This window comes from Gilliamella sp. X-57, assembly GCF_057063565.1.
Genome location: NZ_JBXSQI010000023.1, coordinates 1 through 17,586 on the forward strand (window position 1 = coordinate 1; position 17,586 = coordinate 17,586).

General features: G+C 35.5%; 16 protein-coding genes and 2 pseudogenes. 10 read left to right on the forward strand and 8 right to left on the reverse strand.

From position 1 onward, the window contains the following. From ACYIAL_RS10560 to ACYIAL_RS10570, 3 genes are all read left to right on the forward strand, one after another. Positions 1 to 446 (forward strand): integrase core domain-containing protein (locus tag ACYIAL_RS10560; RefSeq protein WP_483751271.1); only part of this gene is annotated, 446 nt, incomplete at its 5' end. A gap of 13 nt (positions 447 to 459) precedes the next feature. Further along, entirely contained in the window at positions 460 to 1,569 is a 1,110-nt protein-coding gene (locus ACYIAL_RS10565) for a cytochrome P450 (RefSeq protein WP_483751652.1), read from the forward strand. A 1-nt stretch (position 1,570) separates the two neighbouring features. Continuing rightward, positions 1,571 to 2,935: an MFS transporter gene (locus ACYIAL_RS10570; protein WP_065586987.1), complete on the forward strand. Its 1,365-nt coding sequence runs from the start codon at positions 1,571 to 1,573 to the stop codon at positions 2,933 to 2,935. Between the two features lie 862 nt (positions 2,936 to 3,797). Here ACYIAL_RS10570 and ACYIAL_RS10575 read toward each other — a convergent pair. Beyond that, positions 3,798 to 4,947, reverse strand: a pseudogene (locus ACYIAL_RS10575) (IS3 family transposase). Further along, a pseudogene (locus ACYIAL_RS10580) lies at positions 4,943 to 5,077 on the reverse strand (transposase); the annotation flags it as partial. The pseudogenes ACYIAL_RS10580 and ACYIAL_RS10575, both read right to left, overlap by 5 nt. 122 nt (positions 5,078 to 5,199) lie before the next feature. On the opposite strand from ACYIAL_RS10580, the gene ACYIAL_RS10585 reads away from it, so the two are divergent. Together ACYIAL_RS10585 and ACYIAL_RS10590 are read left to right on the forward strand one after the other, a co-directional pair. Then, positions 5,200 to 6,024, forward strand: coding sequence for an IS3 family transposase (locus tag ACYIAL_RS10585; RefSeq protein WP_483751653.1), 825 nt, complete (start codon positions 5,200 to 5,202; stop codon positions 6,022 to 6,024). 13 nt (positions 6,025 to 6,037) lie between these two features. Next, positions 6,038 to 6,259, forward strand: a complete 222-nt coding sequence (locus tag ACYIAL_RS10590) for a hypothetical protein (RefSeq protein WP_483751654.1) — start codon at positions 6,038 to 6,040, stop codon at positions 6,257 to 6,259. A 99-nt stretch (positions 6,260 to 6,358) separates the two neighbouring features. Here ACYIAL_RS10590 and pgl read toward each other — a convergent pair whose 3' ends face one another. From pgl to ACYIAL_RS10610, 4 genes are all read right to left on the reverse strand, one after another. Further along, the gene (pgl, locus tag ACYIAL_RS10595; protein WP_091346517.1) at positions 6,359 to 7,057 is read right to left on the reverse strand and encodes a 6-phosphogluconolactonase; all 699 of its coding nucleotides are present in this window, start codon (positions 7,055 to 7,057) and stop codon (positions 6,359 to 6,361) included. 13 nt (positions 7,058 to 7,070) lie between these two features. After that, on the reverse strand, positions 7,071 to 8,531 hold the full coding sequence (zwf, locus tag ACYIAL_RS10600; RefSeq protein WP_174796618.1) for a glucose-6-phosphate dehydrogenase: 1,461 nt from the start codon (positions 8,529 to 8,531) through the stop codon (positions 7,071 to 7,073). Between the two features lie 171 nt (positions 8,532 to 8,702). Continuing rightward, positions 8,703 to 8,987: a 50S ribosomal protein L25 gene (rplY, locus tag ACYIAL_RS10605; protein WP_065637261.1), complete on the reverse strand. Its 285-nt coding sequence runs from the start codon at positions 8,985 to 8,987 to the stop codon at positions 8,703 to 8,705. Between the two features lie 181 nt (positions 8,988 to 9,168). Further along, on the reverse strand, positions 9,169 to 10,041 hold the full coding sequence (locus ACYIAL_RS10610) for a D-hexose-6-phosphate mutarotase (RefSeq protein ID WP_483751655.1): 873 nt from the start codon (positions 10,039 to 10,041) through the stop codon (positions 9,169 to 9,171). A gap of 196 nt (positions 10,042 to 10,237) precedes the next feature. On the opposite strand from ACYIAL_RS10610, the gene hemW reads away from it, so the two are divergent. Further along, positions 10,238 to 11,365 (forward strand): radical SAM family heme chaperone HemW, encoded by a 1,128-nt coding sequence (gene hemW, locus ACYIAL_RS10615; protein ID WP_483751656.1) that lies wholly within the window; start codon positions 10,238 to 10,240, stop codon positions 11,363 to 11,365. A gap of 246 nt (positions 11,366 to 11,611) precedes the next feature. On the opposite strand, the gene ACYIAL_RS10620 is transcribed toward hemW, so the two are convergent. Further along, entirely contained in the window at positions 11,612 to 12,580 is a 969-nt protein-coding gene (locus ACYIAL_RS10620) for a sugar kinase (protein ID WP_483751657.1), read from the reverse strand. Position 12,581: 1 nt separating this feature from the next. Further along, positions 12,582 to 13,409 carry a DeoR/GlpR family DNA-binding transcription regulator gene (locus ACYIAL_RS10625; protein WP_174796622.1) on the reverse strand — a complete coding sequence of 276 codons (828 nt, stop codon included), beginning with the start codon at positions 13,407 to 13,409 and terminating at the stop codon, positions 12,582 to 12,584. A 348-nt stretch (positions 13,410 to 13,757) separates the two neighbouring features. On the opposite strand from ACYIAL_RS10625, the gene ACYIAL_RS10630 reads away from it, so the two are divergent. The 4 genes from ACYIAL_RS10630 to ACYIAL_RS10645 are packed head-to-tail and all read left to right on the forward strand — an operon-like array spanning position 13,758 to position 17,470. Beyond that, positions 13,758 to 14,612 carry a tagatose bisphosphate family class II aldolase gene (locus ACYIAL_RS10630; RefSeq protein ID WP_483747500.1) on the forward strand — a complete coding sequence of 285 codons (855 nt, stop codon included), beginning with the start codon at positions 13,758 to 13,760 and terminating at the stop codon, positions 14,610 to 14,612. A 12-nt stretch (positions 14,613 to 14,624) separates the two neighbouring features. Further along, a complete protein-coding gene (locus ACYIAL_RS10635; RefSeq protein WP_483747553.1) occupies positions 14,625 to 15,545 on the forward strand; it encodes a 1-phosphofructokinase family hexose kinase in 921 nt (306 codons plus the stop codon). A gap of 11 nt (positions 15,546 to 15,556) precedes the next feature. Further along, positions 15,557 to 16,975, forward strand: a complete 1,419-nt coding sequence (locus ACYIAL_RS10640) for a PTS fructose transporter subunit IIC (RefSeq protein WP_483751658.1) — start codon at positions 15,557 to 15,559, stop codon at positions 16,973 to 16,975. A 57-nt stretch (positions 16,976 to 17,032) separates the two neighbouring features. Further along, a complete protein-coding gene (locus ACYIAL_RS10645) occupies positions 17,033 to 17,470 on the forward strand; it encodes a PTS mannitol transporter subunit IIA (RefSeq protein ID WP_483751659.1) in 438 nt (145 codons plus the stop codon). Positions 17,471 to 17,586 lie beyond the last annotated feature (116 nt).

Sequence of the window (17,586 nt, forward strand, 5' to 3'; positions counted from 1 at the left end):
GTAGTGGTAATCAACGTCGCTTTAGGACATTCAATGTCATCGATGACTTTAATCGTGAGGCGCTAGGCATTGATATTGCGGTAAGCTTACCGGCAGGGAGAGTTACCCGTTACTTAGATAAACTGGCTGAATATCATGGGTATCCATTAAAAATACGGGTCGATAATGGACCAGAATTTACAGGAAAAACCTTTATAAACTGGGCAAAGTTACATGGTATAAACATTGATTATATCCAGCCCGGTAGTCCTTATCAAAATGGTTATATTGAACGATTTAATCGTACCTATCGTACTGAAGTACTCGATTTATATCTTTTTAACAACTTAGCACAAGCAAGGAGAATAACCGAAGAATGGTTAACGATTTATAATACTGAAAGACCGCATGAGGCGTTAAATAACATGACACCGATTGAGTATAAAACACTAAAACAAGCAGCATGATTTTCTACGTGAGTTGTGTACTAGGTTTGGGGTATTTACAATTTATGACAAAACTTTAAATGCGCATTTAGCTATTAGTTATGATGCTGTTCGTAGCATACTTGGAAATTCAGTATTATTTTCAACAAAACCTTTATCTAAAAGAGCTGAGCCAGTAATGAGAGGAAAAGTTCTGGCTCAGATGGAAGGTAATGAACATAAAATAAAAAAGAGCATGCTCTTACATCAGCTTACCGGTCGTGTGTTGAAAGATTATTATCACCCCAAACTGACAAATCTATGTGATTCATTGTTAACAGAAATTATAACTAAGAACAAATTTGATTTTATTTCTGATTTTGGTAATAAATATGCTTTATTAACAACATTCAATATCATTGGTATTGATTATAATAAATTAGACTGGTATCTAGAAAGATTAAAACTCATAGTTCAATTTGCGACTGGGTTTAATCTTTCAAAAGAGACTGAAGATATCGCACTATTTGCATCTGAAGAATTGGAAAAAGTGATATTGGATTTAATCGATGAACGTAAAAAGTGTGCTGGAGATGATATTATTTCTTTTATTATTCATAATAGTAATGAAAGTGAAATATTAAGTGATAGTGAGATAGTCGCACTTTCATTAAACATTTTACTTGCAGCTTCAGAACCAGTTGATAAAGTTTTAGCAAATTGTATCTATCACCTTTATAGAAATGAATCTTATATTGATCTAGTTATCTCCAATGATTGCAGCACTAATAGTATCTTGCAGGAAAGCTTACGAATTACACCACCTGTTCATTTAATTCCACGCCAAGTCGAGGATGATAGTTGTGTTGAAGGTGTTAACTTAAAAAAAGGAGATTTAATATTTTCCTTAATACCATCAGCAAATAGAGATGAAAAATATTTTGAACACCCAAACACATTCAATCCACGAAGAGAATTTAAGGGACATCTTTCATATGGAGTGGGAATTCATGCTTGTATTGGTGCTCAATTTGCAAATATGCAATTAAATATCGCCCTTCAAAAATTAGTTTTAATACTTAAAAATTATAAAGAAATTACACCGCCAACGTTCGGTGGAATATATACACGAGGCGCAACTCAATATAATCTGGAAAGAGTTTAATATGAAGCAATCGATTGACCTGACAACCTCAGAAAGAAAGTTAGTGTTTGCTATGACACTATCTAGTATATTGCCATTATTAGATAGCAGTATTGTTAATGTTATTTTACCCTCAATTTCGAATGACATTAATACCTCTTATGCTTATATGCAATGGGCTGTTACCATATATATGCTTGCTTGCGCAGCTGGCATATTACTATCACCTTATGTACATGAAAATTTTGGACTCAAGAAAGCATGGGTATGCTCAATTTTTGTCTTTCTTGTTGGTTCTATATTAGTTGGATTTTCATATAATCTGGTTTCTTTAATCTTGTATAGATGTCTACAAGGTTTTGGTGCAGGAATTTTAATTCCTATTACTCAATCTACAATAGCAACTTATTTTGGTAAGGAAAGACTAAAGCCGGTTATGGCATTGATTGCTATTCCGTCAGTCTTTGCCCCTGCACTAGGACCAATTTTTGGAGCAATCATATCAGAACAGTTAAATTGGAGAATAGCTTTTTTTATCAACATACCTTTAGTACTTATGGCTTTTTTATTTGGTAGAACGACAATGCCTGATAATAAAACGTCTAAATACAATATGAATATTTATGTATTAATGACATTTTTAATTGCTTTAATAATATTTTTCATCTCTATTAAAAATATCACTTCTGGGCATTTTTTTGATATTTTTAATATTATTATGCTAGTTTTAGGTATTGGTTTGATGCTGGTTTCGCTTATTATTAATAACAAGTCAGACAGTAAACTGATCGATTTAAGTTCATTTAGTTGTATTCAATATTCGTTCGCAATAATTATGGGATTTCTGACGTCACTTATCTTTTTTGGTTTCATGATTTTTTTTCCTTTAATACAAGCAATAAATGATAATATATCTATTACATATATTGGTATGTTGCTAGCTCTACAAGGTGTAGGTGCCTGGTTGGCTAGAAAATTTATTTATAAATCTCTAAGTGAGATAAATTCATTTCTAATTATTGGTGTAGGATTAATAATATCAGCAATAAGTATATTAATAATTCAAGTAGGTGGCAACGCCTTTGAAATTATCGGTTTTACTGTTCGAGGTTCTGGATTAGGCGTCGCCACGATTGCTGTTCTCTCTTCTCCATTTGAGTTCTGTGATAAAAATCAAATTAAGGACACGAGCGCTATCACGCGTGTTACACAGCAAATTGGTGGTGCATTTGGAGGCGTACTATCAGGAATATTAATCAACCTCACTCAACATCAAATAATTTCAATAAACTGCGCTTATCAGGCAATGTTTTTTGTGTCTCTGGCTTTTGGTTTTCTAGCGGTTATTGTCTATATTTTCTTTGGCCGAGTGAATACAAGGATTTAGCATACAAAAAAACGGAACATGTGAGTTCCGTTTTTTTCGCTTATTCAACGATACTGCTAAGCCACTTATTCAGTATTGAACAATTGAATGAACTATAAAGAGTCTCAACCGCTGACGCAGGTTTCAACTTGAATAAGGTATTTTTTCTGTTTAAACTAATTTTCTAAACCACTTACACAGTGTAACGGTATACTTTTCTTGCAGATATTCTTAGCGGTATGAAAAAGCATCAACTAATAAGATTATCCCGTGACAAGACAACTAAGTAGTGAATTTAAAAGAGAATGTGCACAATTAGTTCTGAATTCTATATTTTTGGCAGGAATACCTTGTAGATATCTGCTCAGAACATCATGCACTAACATTCGGGTTACCAAATATTGGTGTTTATACTTGTCAAAGTATAATTTTGCCACTGCTCCAATTCCTGATGATTCAAAAATTGGACATAGTTGGTCAAAGCAAAATCGGGATTTATTTCCTCATTATAGGTAAACCAGATGTGTATTTCATTTTCTGCTATCTTCATAAAGCTTTCTACTTATTCTTTGGTTTCGTAAATACGGTTTAATTTGAAACTCCATTGACTGAACTAATCCAAGCTCATCTTTCAGGCAGCTTATTGAACTTTGATATCAAACTAGAGTTATCTGTACAGCAGGAAAGGCGCCTAGAATAGGGAAATGGCGATAAATAGTCACTTATCTAGAGGTATTTAGGTCTAAATATAAGCCCAAATGCCTCAAAAAAGCACGGTTAAAAATTTAGTTTGAGTGAAACTTTACCGTACAAAGGTCGCAATAAAAATCAAAGTGGTTTATACATATGGTAATTTATCAGTACCTTGATCCTCGCCAAAATATTAGACAGTGCCCACCTCTATCATTTTTTCGTTTTGGTAATATTGTTGTTCATATTGTTCAGGTGATACCCAGCCATTAGCTGAATGACGACGTATCCGATTATAATAGATTTCAATATATTCAAATAGTGCTTTATTAGCCAGTTTCCTCGTTTTGTAGTAACAGTCATGAATAATATGTGTTTTGAGTGTATGAAAAAACTCTCAACAACCGCATTATCAAAGCAGTTTCCTCTTCGACTCATGCTTTGCCTGAGTCCATATTGTAACAATAACTGCTTGAAATCAGCACTGCAATATTGGCTTCCTTGGCCACTATGAATGAGTACATTTTTAGGAAAATGACGCCGCAATAAGGCTTGTTTTAATGTATTACACACTAAATGACGGTCTATGTAGCGACTCGTTTGCCTAGCAATTACTTTTCGTCCATATAAATCGATAATCACCGACAAATATAACCAACCTTCACCCGTTTTAATATAAGTAATATCGGTTACCCATGTCGTATTCGGCTTATCACGGTTAAATTTCCTATCTAACGTATTGGGCGCAATATTGAGATGAGCCTAGTTTGTTTTATACTTGAATTTACGTGCTGCTTTACTCTGTAATCCCAATTGTTGCAAAACACGGCTAATTGTCCTTTCTGAAACTTGATAGCCCGCTTCCCTAACATCATGAAGCAGGCTTGGCGCACCCAAACGGGCATTATGTTGCCAATACTGCTTTTTAATATACTCGCTGAGTTTGGCTGATTTGTTTGCTCTTTTTAACCAAGCATCATAACCCGATGAACTGACACCAAGTAATGAGCATATCTTAGTAACGGGATAGCAGGTTAAATGATTTTTCATATAAGCGTACTTCACCGACTTGGATTATTGATGAAGTACACATGCGCCTTTTTTAGTATATCATTGGCCATTTTCAGTTCTTTAATCTCTTTTTCTAACGCCATAATCCGCTGTTGCTCAGCCGTTAACTCTCGACGGCTGGTTTTATTCGGGGAAAGTTGCCTAATCCATTTATCTAGGGTTGATTTACCCACACCTAGATGGTTGGAAAGTTCGCTAATAGAAAGGTGTGCATGAGATAATGCATAATCAACTGGTTGTTGTTTGAATTCGATACTAAATTTTTTAACCATGATATTTATCTCGCCATTTATAGAAAGTTGAATTTCCCATGCCATATTTACGGCAAAGTTCCTTGACAGGGATACCGGCCTCAGCTTCTTTTAAAATAGATACAATCTGATGTTCAGTCATTTTTTTCATGGTTAAATCCTCAGTGGATTAATAAAGAGAATTTTCTACTCTTTTGCTGTACTATTTTAAGGGGTAGTTACAGAACTGAGCTTAAAATCCCAGCTTCAGGAAGAAATCATAAAAAAGCTTTAGTGCCCACAAAGGCACGTAAAACGTGGGCACAGCAACTACAACAAAATCATTCAGTTACTATTGCTATGAGTTGTGCCATTGTTGGCTTAAGCCGTTGTGCTTACTATTATCAACCTAAATTACCGGATGATTCGGTGATAATATCAGTATTAAGTACTATCACTGACAAGCATTTACGCTGGGGCTTTCCCAAATGTTTTAATCGCATCAGAAAGCTTGGCTATAAATGGAATCATAAGCGTGTTTATCGAGTGTATTGTGAGTTAAAACTTAATATTAGGGCTAAACGTGAAAAACGTATCCCCCCACGAACACTAGAAAAGCTATTGGTTCCTAATAAACAAGGTGAATGCTGGTCAATGGATTTTATGAGTGACAGTAGTGGTAATCAACGTCGCTTTAGGACATTCAATGTCATCGATGACTTTAATCGTGAGGCGCTAGGCATTGATATTGCAGTAAGCTTACCGGTAGGGAGAATTACCCGTTATTTAGATAAACTGGCCGAATATCATGGGTATCCATTAAAAATACGAGTCGATAATGGGCCAGAATTTACAGGAAAAACCTTTATAAACTGGGCTAAATCACATGATATAGCCATTGATTATATCCAGCCCGGTAGTCCTTATCAAAATGGCTATATTGAACGATTTAATCGTACCTATCGTACTGAAGTACTCGATTTATATCTTTTTAACAACTTAGCACAAGCAAGGAGAATAACCGAAGAATGGCTAACCAGTTATAACACCGAAAGACCTCATGAAGCACTAAATAATATGACGCCGATTGAGTATAAAACACTAAAACAGGCAGTTTAATTTTCTACGTGAGTTGTGTACTGGGTTTGGGGTATTTACAAAACCACCCTATCAGATTACCCACCCGACTGAACAAAAGGCGATTTTAGATAATAGCCAAGAGTGGGGCGTGATTGATGACGAAACGGGTGAACTTATCGACTATGGTCAATTTAAAAGACCCAAGAAAAAAGCCAGCCGAAAAAGAAAAACAAAAACAGCAAAACAAGCAGAAAAGCCCATAAAAGAGGATTAATTGGTAAGGTCAAAGCACTGCTGTTCCAGTGCTTTGGAAGCAAAATTTATTGTAAAAATTCATTACCGACGCAAGTTGGCAAACAAAACTGAAGAAAATTTAAGATGCAGTCCAAAACCCTGTGACATTCACTTTGTCCTGCTGCAAAACAGCTCGAATAGGCATTTGATTAACATTATGATCTTTTTCGGCTTGTTCTAATACCTGCATTTTACTTTCACCAACTAAATGTAGATAGATATTTTTACTATTTAAAATAGTAGGTAACGTTAAAGTAATACGATCAAGTGGCGCTGTTAATGGTGTCATTCCGACAACTTTTCGACCTGATTTCATATCTAAACCGGCCGCTAAATTAGCTGCCCCTGGGAATAATGAAGCTGTATGTCCATCTTCGCCCATACCTAAAACAATTACATCAAATGGCATCGGAATTTTATCTAACATCTTGTCAGTCATTTCGGCACCATCAAATGGATTATCACAACTGTTTTTTAAACCGACAAAATTAGCCAATTTTGCATTGTTTTGTAATAAATGCGTCATCACTAACTTTTCGTTACTGGCATCATCATTATCATCAACCCATCTATCATCAACTAATGTAATAAAAACTCGGCTCCATTCTATATTTTGTTGACTTAGTGATACAAATAATGGAATAGGTGTTTTCCCCCCCGAAACCGCAATAGAAGCATGTCCTTTTTGTACAATGGCCTGTTTTAATTCATTGACGATATGTGAGGTTAAATCTTCGATCAATAATTGACTATTTTGATATTTATTTAACGTAAACATAGTTATTTTTCCTTTATTCAAATTCGTGCCATGAATGCCCATCTTTAGTGATTAAGGCAACGGATGCGACTGGTCCCCAAGTTCCAGCTTGATAAGTTTTTGGTGGTTCTTTTTCTGTTTCCCATGCACTAATAATTGAATCAACCCATTTCCATGCTGCTTCAACTTCATCACGATGAACAAATAACGCTTGGCGCCCCCGCATAACTTCAAGTAATAAACGCTCATAGGCATCAGCGCTTTGTTGGTGAAAAGTTTCGCTAAAACTTAAATCAAGTTTAGTAGTTTGTAAATTGTGAGTACTATCTAATCCCGGTACTTTGTTTAGAATTTCAATATCCATTCCTTCATCAGGTTGTAAACGAATTGTCAATTTATTTTGAGGTAATTGTGGATAAAATTCACTAAATAGATTAAGTGGTAATGGTTTGAAATAAACAACAACTTCAGAACATTTGCTCGGTAAACGCTTACCTGTACGTAAATAAAATGGAACGCCCGCCCAACGCCAGTTATCAATATCAACTCGAATCGCAACAAATGTTTCGGTATTGCTTTTTTGATTTGCGCCGTCTTCTTCTAGATAGCCCGGTACATTAACACCATTAACGAATCCTGCTGTATATTGTCCACGAACTACTTTTTCGCGTATATTGGTTTTATCAATTGGCCTAAGGGCATTTAGTACGGCTATCTTTTCACTACGTAAACTGTCATCTTCAAGGTTAGCGGGTGGTGACATGGCAATCATGGTTAATATTTGTAATAAATGATTTTGCACCATATCACGCATTTGACCGGCTTTATCAAAATACCCCCAACGTCCTTCAATGCCTACTTGTTCAGCTACTGTAATTTCGACATGATCAATAGAATTACGATCCCAAAATGACGCAAACACTGTATTGGCAAAACGTAAGGCTAAAAGATTTAGTACTGACTCTTTACCTAAATAATGATCAATACGATAAACTTGTGATTCACTAAAGAATTTAGCCACCGAATCATTGATTTCACGAGATGATTGCAAATCAGTTCCAAGTGGTTTTTCCATCACAATGCGGTTTTGTGATTGATTTAACCCTGCGGCAGCTAGACCTTGGCAAATAGTCCCAAAAGCACCTGGATGCATTGCAAAATAGAAAATAGCGGGATGGCCTGAATCAAGTTTATTTTTCAACCCTGCAAAACCCGCGCTATCATTAACATCTAATTTATGAAAATCCAATCGTTGACTAAATCGTCGCCAAATACTATCGTCTAACGGCTCCGGCATAAATGAGATGAGTGCATCTTTTGCAACTTCACAATAAGCGGCATGATCCCAATCAGCGCGTCCTACGCCTAAAATCTTGGTTTGTTCAGGTAGTTTTCCATATTTTTCTAGTTGATATAAAGACGGTAGTAATTTACGTCTTGTCAAATCCCCTTTAGCACCAAAAATAACTAAATCGCAAGCTGGGATATCAGACATGGTTTTCTCCTAGGATGGTATAATGTAATTATTCTATTATGTTGGATGGTTAGTGTACAGGCTAAATCATAACAATAGGCATTAGCCTACATTAGCACTAAAACAAAAAGGCCACCACTGTGGTGACCTTTTGCTTGAAATAAGGAATTGGATAATATTCCAATATATAAATTATACGCGTACAAAATCCATATGAACTAATTTTGGTTTAAATGCATGACGTTGTACTGCTTGTACTTTTACTTTAACTGCTTTGCCGTCAACCTCGATAGTTAACACTTCAGAGTAAAACTCTGGTTTTTCTTGCATATTAAAGATTTGGTTGTGATCAAGCACAACAGAGATTGCAGGCTCAGTTCCACCATAAATGATGGCTGGGAATTGACCAGCGTGACGCAGGCGGCGGCTCGCACCCTTACCATGCTCTTTTCTAACTTCAGCTTTGAATGTAAACATATTTATTTCTCTTAATGATTTAAAATAAAAGCCAATTACAGGCGACCCAGTAGTTGACTATCAAACTAGCACTTTAAAAAGTGGTGTGGATTATAAAGTGTTATCCTTGTAAACGCAATCAATTAATCATATTACAAATGAGTAAAACATTGATTGCGTATGTGGCATAAAATATGGACGATTAGATCAATTCTATCAGAAAACCATAAGTTAATTTTTTATTAGGAGATGATTTTAATGGTTTTGTAATACAACCGGCTTCGACACAAACCATTGATTTATATTCATCATCACCAAAATCCGCCATGGCTTTAGCTTTATTTATCCATGGATTCCAAGTAACTACATCACTGACATTAGTATTGGTTAATCGAATTGTTCGGATGCCATCAGTTATCGTTAGTTGTTTACTCGCATCAGTATAAATACGATCGACTTCTTGATTAAAAGTTAATTGACCTACTGTCGCCGGTTTGTTTTCAACTGCAAGTCGTTCTTGATAAGTTTCACCTAAACCTTTGACTACAACATGGTCAATGTTATCAATACCAAAATAAGTATGTAGCGCACTAGTTACATCAAAGTCAGCAAAACAGCTTAAAGTAACTTCACAAGTTTTACCTAAATGAAGATTTAATGACACAGTAAAAGGTTGGTGACAATAAGGTGCTGTCTGCTGATTATTAGTAAGAGACAATATGAGATCAACACCATTATCATCCTCTTTACAAGAGTCTAATTTCCATTCAACAATACGCGCAAAACCATGAGAAGGATTCCCTAATTGACCAAACCAAGGCCAGCAAACGGGTACCCCTCCTCGAATAGCCACTCCTTGTTTAAAATTTGTTTTGTCGCTTAGCCAAACAACGGGGGTTTGTTCAGTAGCGGGGTGCCAAAATAGCAAATGTGCACCTTGTAATGTAACCGCTGCCTTGCAAGTTTTATGGTTAATAACCACAATAGGGAGTTGGCCATAAGTCGATTGCTTAACCGATGAGCTTAGTGATACGCCTGATAAGCCACTATCTAAAATCGCTTTATATATACTCATACTTACTCCTAAATAATAAATTTAATCAACAATTAATATCGAAATATATCGATAATTGTACGCTTTTTAACTTAATAATAAAAACACTATAGATGCCAAAAGCTTTTTTTAATAAATTGGAGTAAAATGGCAGGCTATAAAAATAAGATAACACACGGGTTATTTTTGTTAAAAAGTTTCAGGAAAGGCTACGTTTATGTATAAAATCCCAATGAGTTTGTATATTCATATGCCATGGTGTGTACAAAAATGTCCTTATTGTGATTTTAATTCACATACCGTTAAAAGAACGCCAGATTATGAAGCTTATGTAGAGCATTTGATTGAAGATTTACAGCATGATGCTGTTTTTTGTTCAAACCGTTCAATTCATTCAATCTTTATTGGCGGAGGTACACCGAGCCTGTTTTCTGCTGAATTGATTGATAAATTATTATTGAACATAAATAAGATTATCCCCATAAATAAGAATGCCGAAATCACCATTGAAGCCAATCCAAATTCTGTAGATATAGAAAGATTCAATGGTTATCAGCAAGCAGGTATAAATCGAATATCAATTGGTGTGCAAAGTTTTCAAGCCGATAAGCTGGTTAAATTAGGGCGGATACATGATCCCAAAGAAGCAATCACAGCAGGAAAACTAGCCAAAAAATTAAATTTAAGAAGTTTTAATTTAGACTTAATGCATGGATTGCCAAATCAAAGTATTGATGATGCCATATATGACTTAGAACAAGCCATTGCTATCGCGCCGCCTCATTTGTCTTGGTATCAATTAACTATTGAACCCAATACACTATTTGGATCAAAACCACCCGTTTTACCAGATGATGATAAACTTTGGGAAATTTATCAACGAGGTCATCAATTATTGACAAGCCATGGTTATCAGCAATATGAAACTTCGGCTTATGCTAAAGAAAATTTCCAATGCCAACATAATTTAAATTATTGGCGATTTGGGGACTATTTAGGTATTGGATGTGGTGCTCATGGTAAATTAACACAACCTGATGGCAAAATTATTCGCACCATAAAAACGCGTCACCCAAAAGGGTATTTAGAAGGACGTTATTTAGATAAATATTATACAGTACCGGAAGAAGATCTGCCCTTTGAATTTTTTATGAATCGTTTTAGACTATTTGAACCAACTCTTAAACACGAATTTGAACAACGAACTTATTTACCATTACAAACAATCGAGAATCAAATAGCAACTGCCATTGAAAAAAACTATTTAATTGAGGATAAGCAAAACTGGCAAATAACCGATCATGGAAAGTTATTTTTGAATTCGTTATTAGAGCTATTTTTATAGTTAATTAAATGATATATATTAATTTATTTAAAATAAGATAATTGTTTACATTTATTTAACATGATAGATACGAACTATTTAATCAATCATTCTGTTATCTTTACATACTTTTTTTAAAAAAAAGTGCATAATGTCTCTCGACAATGCATTTATTTCATTGTTTTCCTATTCCTTATGTTTTCCCAATAACTTTGTTATTGGGATTTTTTTTGCCTATACTATTAATAGTATTATTGCTTTTAATGATTAGTTGAAAGAAGCGTGCGAAAGAAATTGTTCTTGTTGAGCTAATGTAGATGTGCCTTCCATTGGGCCTTTCTTAGATACGGCAAGTGCACCACTCGCATTTGCATATTGCAAGGCTTTTTCGACCGAATAACCTGCCAACATTAAACTGACAAATGTTGCGCCAAAACAGTCGCCGGCTCCTGTAGGATCCAGCAAATTGACCTTGTATCCATTAATATGCAGTGTTTTTAAATGGCCTTGTTCATTAAGTCCATAATAATTAGCACCTTTAGTGCCCCCTTTTACCACTATATGCTTAATACCTTTTTTTAGCAAAGTAGACATGGTTTGTTGCTCTGTTTCACCATTATGCTCAGCAAAATAACTGACTTCATTTTCACTCGGTAAAAAGATATCGGTATATTCCATTATATAATCAAAAGATTGCTCCATTTCGGGTATATCAAACATCTCTTTGCGTAAGTTAGGATCGAATGAAATTGTACCGCCTTTATTTTTGATAATATCTAACGCTTTACGCATAGCATCAATCACGCGAAACGAATAAAGTGATGACCCCATTACATGTAAATGAGTACAATCTTTTAATAAGTTTTCATTAATATGATTAAATGAAAGTAAACCACATGCGCTATTTGGAATATTAAAAATAAAATCTCTTTCGTTAGCACCTTTATAAGTAACAAATGCACTGCCGGTATTGGCTTTATGATGTGAGGTAATGCCATCAATAATCACACCGTCATTTTTGAGGCGACTAATACACATTTTGCCAAAGGCATCTTTTCCGACACAACTAAAAAAGACAACGGGAAAACCTAATTTTGCAACTTGATCTGCAAATATTGCGGGAGCACCACTAACAAAAGGACCTATAAACTCTCCTGTTTGATCGAAACGTTGATTTTGTGTTTTCGCCAAAAACTCAACCAACAGCTCACCTATCGTGCAGATTTTAAAATGCATATTATGTCTCCAAGATGTTTTGATAAGTCACACAATATTTATTGGAAATAAGCTGATCAAAATGAGTATCTAATAATTGTTGATGATATTCAGTCACAGCCGGTCGTGACAAAACCACCATATCAATATCAGCTAATATCCCAATGCTATTGTTATCATTATGGGCGATGCGTTGTGGCAAAATGCCAATAGTATGTGCCGCTTTTTTCATTATTTGTTGATAAGTTTTAACTTGTTCTAAATTTTCAATAATCAATTGATTATCAGAATTAATTGCACTTAATTCAGTGATAAAATGCGTGACTGAAAATTGATTCAAGACAAAATTAATCATCTTGTTATCTTGCAAAATATTGCCATCAAGTAACACGCCGCCAACAACAATCACTTCAGCATCGGTAAATTCTTTTGCTAATTGTGCGTTACTAATATCATTCATAATAAGTATTAATGATTTTTTGCTATGTAAAAATGGAATCAATTTCCTTATTAAATTGCCATGGCTCAAAAACAACGTATCACCATCATTAATATAACTTAAACAGACTTTAACTAATTCAATATCACGACAATCACTAACACTTTGTGTATAACTTTGGGTAATGGTACTTGCCTGATTAAACACACTCTCTGGAGCAATATAAATCGCTCCACCAAAGGATCGCTTTAAATATCCTTGCTGCTCTAAATAAGTTAAATCTTGACGAATAGTCACATTCGAGACTTGAAGCAATTCTGATAACTCATCAACTTTAACTTCGCCTTGCTGACGAACTATTTCTGCAATTTGCAATCGTCGCTTTAATAGGGCTGAAGATGCTCTAGCCAATTTTATTTCCCATGCTGTAGATAAAAATAAAGAAGCAGTGATAATAGAATTAATCCTATACTTGGTCAACATCAAACTAGATCAATGTTTTACCTTATAAATCATATTAATAATGCTTAACACATTCTTTATTTTGCAGCATTCCCTATATACATATTAACCATCAAAACGAAAATTTATAAATTATTTTTATTTCGTTTCGAAAGTAAAGTTGAATTTTGTGATCTATCTCACGTGATTACCACTAGAATAACTTACGTTTTGAAAGTATATTCATTAACAATAAATTTCAAAAAGAAAGTTATTAGCACAATATCAATCAAAACCAAATTATTAAGGGAAAGTCATATGTCTATCATTTCAAGCCACAATATGTTAAAAAAAGCGCAAACAGAACACTACGCTGTACCTGCCTTTAATATCCATAATTTAGAAACCATGCAGGTTGTTGTCGAAACTGTCGCCGAATTGCAGTCCCCTGTCATTTTAGCTGGCACACCTGGGACATATAGTTATGCCGGAACAGAAAATATTATTGCCATTGCTGATGAGTTATCGAAAAAACATAACATTCCATTAGCAGTTCATTTAGATCATCATGAACAATTCGACGATATAGCTCATAAAATTAGCGCCGGTGTTCGCTCGGTGATGATTGATGGTTCACATTTCCCATTTGAAGAAAATATTGCGATTGTTAAACATGTGGTGGATTACGCCCACCGTTATGATGTCAGCGTTGAAGCTGAACTAGGCCGTCTTGGAGGCGTTGAAGATGATCTCGTTGTTGATGCAAAAGATGCTTTATATACCAATCCTAAGCAAGCAGTAGAATTTATTGAAAAAACTGGAATTGACTCTCTTGCTATCGCCATTGGTACCGCACATGGTCTTTATAAATCAGAACCCAAACTAGATTTTGAACGCTTATCAGAAATCCGTTCAATGGTTGATATCCCCCTTGTATTACATGGTGCATCGGGCGTGCCAGAAAAGGATGTCCGTGAGTGTATTCGACGCGGCATTTGTAAAGTCAATGTCGCAACCGAATTAAAAATTGCATTTTCAGATGCCCTAAAACAGTATCTTATTGAACATCCTGATGCTAATGATCCTCGTCACTATATGAAACCTGCAAAAGCAGCAATGAAAGATATTGTCAAAAAAATTATTGCGACATGTGGATGTGCAGGCAAATTATAGGGGGGCGAGATGATGATCTATACATTAACGCTTAACACGGCAATCGATATGAATATTCATTGTCAGGGGCTTAACCCTAATAGCGTCAATCGCACATTACACACGAAATATAGTCCCAATGGTAAAGCAATCAATGTTTCCATTGTCTTACATAAATTTGCTAAACCAACTTGTGCAATAGGCTTTTTTGGCGGGTTTTCAGGTAAATATATTACCGATGAACTGACAAAAATGCAGATTGAAACAAAACCTTGTTTTATTGACGATATTACCCGTATCAATGTTTTTATTAATGATGGGCAAAATGAATATAAATTGGTGAGTAAAGGGCCATTTGTACCGAACGATAAAAAAATCGAACTGCTCACTATCATTGAATCATTAGTCAACAATAGCTATTTAGTTATTAGTGGTAGTTTACCTAATAATGTTGAGCCTGAATATTATGAAACTATTTTAGATTTATGCAATCAAAAAAATATTAAAGTTATTCTTGATATTAGCCACAAAAAATTAAGCCAGTTACTTACCTATAAGCCACTATTAATTAAACCTAATGATGATGAAGTAAAAGAGATTTTTGGTCTTGAAACAAGAACCACATCACAAATCATTACCACGCTAGAAACGCTACACGCGCAAGGTGCACAAAACATTTTATTAACCATGGGGGCCAAGGGACTCTACTTTTCTAATGGGGTGCATATTTGGTATTGCAATGCTGTAGCAATCAAATTAATCAGCTCTGCTTGTGCTGGTGATGCTTCACTGGCGGCTTTTCTTAGTGAATGGTTACCTGAGCAACAACATATTGAAAAATCAATAAAAAAAGCGGCTGCGACTGGTGCTAACGTGGCCGAATCAGATGGATTAGGGTTATTAGATAAAGTCAATATTTATATGGATCAGCTTGAAGTTACCCAAATAAAGTAAGGGGGATTATTATGAAAAAAATATTAGCTGTAACAGGCTGCCCAACGGGCATTGCCCATACCTATATGGCAGAAGAAGCCTTGAAAGCGGCTGCTGAAAAAGCAGGCGTTGAAATTAAAGTGGAAACCAATGGTGCAGGTGGGGTTGATAATGCCATTACCGATATAGATCTTGCGAATGCAATGGGTGTTATTATAGCAGCAGACAAAGATGTCAATCCAAACCGTTTTGATGGATTGCCTGTTATTGAAGTCCCTGTCAAAGATGGTATTCATAAAGCAGCCGCACTAATTGAACAAATCACTTCAGGTAAGGTTCCTATCCGCAAAAGCGATAAAAACGACACCAAAAACTCGGTTTCACCATCTAACCCAATAGATGTAAAAGAATCGATGGGTCGACAGATTTATAAACACCTTATGAGTGGTGTCTCTAACATGTTGCCTTTTGTTGTTGCTGGTGGGGTATTAATTGCACTCTCATTTTTATGGGGGATCTATTCAGCAGATGAAACCAATGCACAATACAATGAATTTGCTGCATTATTGATGAAAATAGGCGGGCAAGCATTTGGTATTATGGTGCCAATCTTTACCGGTTTTGTCGCTTACTCTATAGGAGGAAGGCCTGGAATGGTTGCCGGTTTTGTTGGCGGATTGATTGCCAATATGACCGGAGCTGGTTTTTTAGGCGGCATTATTGCTGGTTTTGCCGCGGGTTACTTGATGCTTTATGTCAAAAAGTGGTTAGACTGTTTGCCTCGTTCATTTGAAGGGCTAAAATCTATTTTTATCATGCCATTAATCGGTGTCTTTGTGATCGGTGCCGGCATGTATTTACTAGGCGGACCGATTGCAACCATTAACAATGCCATGAAATCATTCCTTGAATCATTACAATCCGCTAATCCTATTTTACTTGGTATAGTAATTGGAGCAATGTGCTCTTTTGACTTTGGCGGTCCTGTCAATAAAGCAGCCTATGTGACTGGCACCATGCTATTAGGTGAAGGTAACTTTTACTTTATGGCTGGAGTTTCTGCTGCGTGTATTGTGCCACCTTTTGTGATTGCTTTTTCAACGACTATTTTCCGCGACAAAGCTTTTACTGAAGAAGAACGTGCAGCCGGAATGGTAAACTATATTTTAGGTTCAACGCACATTACCGAAGGCGCGATTCCTTTTGCGGCAAAAGATCCATTACACGTGCTCCCAATCATGATGCTATCATCGGCCATTGCTTCTGTATTAACTTTCTTAAGCAAAATTCAAGTCCCTGCGCCCCATGGCGGTTTTTTAGTACTGCCATTGGTAAATAAACCTTTTCTCTGGGTGGGTTGTATTTTCGCTGGTGCACTTATTGGTGCCATATTATTAGGTTTAATGCGTATTCATCAAAATCGACAATTAGCAATTAAAGACACAGTATAATTAACCAGTTGATACATCGATAACTTTTCGGTATATCAAAATTAATAAGGACGAAAAATGAGTCATTTAAAGCTGACAACTAATGATATTTCAATCATAAGCGGATCTCACTCTAAGCAAGAAGCCATTCAGTCAATATCAGAAGCGATGATCAAAGCCGGTTTAGTTAAAGATGATTATACTCAAGCTATGTTTGATCGCGATGCGCAAATCTCAACCTTTTTAGGTAATGGCATCGCAATTCCGCATGGAACCACTGACAAACGTGATAGTGTCATCAAAACAGGGCTAAAAATAAATTATTATTCTGAAGGAATCTATTGGGATGAAGATAACAATATTGCTTATGTTGTCATAGGTATAGCAGCAAAAACCAATGAACATCTAGATATTTTACGGCAATTAACTCGTGCTGTAATTGCTGAAGATACCCTTAAACGCATTAAAGCAATTAATACCACTGAAGATTTATTAAAAATATTACAAGGTAGTTGATATTAATCATCCCATGATGAGATTGTATTCTCATTCATGGGATTGATGTTTTTATGTTACTTAATACTAGTTGGCATTAGCTGTTAAGCTTAAGCTTTGATTTAAATATAAAGTTA

Bases quoted from the DNA above. Each gene is read 5' to 3' on its own strand.
- ACYIAL_RS10570 (WP_065586987.1), top strand. From the start codon at position 1,571: ATGAAGCAATCGATTGACCTGACAACCTCAGAAAGAAAGTTAGTGTTT.
- pgl (WP_091346517.1), bottom strand. From the start codon at position 7,057: ATGTTTACGTTAAATAAATATCAAAATAGTCAATTATTGATCGAAGAT.
- zwf (WP_174796618.1), bottom strand. From the start codon at position 8,531: ATGTCTGATATCCCAGCTTGCGATTTAGTTATTTTTGGTGCTAAAGGG.
- rplY (WP_065637261.1), bottom strand. From the start codon at position 8,987: ATGTTTACATTCAAAGCTGAAGTTAGAAAAGAGCATGGTAAGGGTGCG.
- ACYIAL_RS10610 (WP_483751655.1), bottom strand. From the start codon at position 10,041: ATGAGTATATATAAAGCGATTTTAGATAGTGGCTTATCAGGCGTATCA.
- hemW (WP_483751656.1), top strand. From the start codon at position 10,238: ATGTATAAAATCCCAATGAGTTTGTATATTCATATGCCATGGTGTGTA.
- ACYIAL_RS10620 (WP_483751657.1), bottom strand. From the start codon at position 12,580: ATGCATTTTAAAATCTGCACGATAGGTGAGCTGTTGGTTGAGTTTTTG.
- ACYIAL_RS10630 (WP_483747500.1), top strand. From the start codon at position 13,758: ATGTCTATCATTTCAAGCCACAATATGTTAAAAAAAGCGCAAACAGAA.
- ACYIAL_RS10635 (WP_483747553.1), top strand. From the start codon at position 14,625: ATGATCTATACATTAACGCTTAACACGGCAATCGATATGAATATTCAT.
- ACYIAL_RS10640 (WP_483751658.1), top strand. From the start codon at position 15,557: ATGAAAAAAATATTAGCTGTAACAGGCTGCCCAACGGGCATTGCCCAT.
- ACYIAL_RS10645 (WP_483751659.1), top strand. From the start codon at position 17,033: ATGAGTCATTTAAAGCTGACAACTAATGATATTTCAATCATAAGCGGA.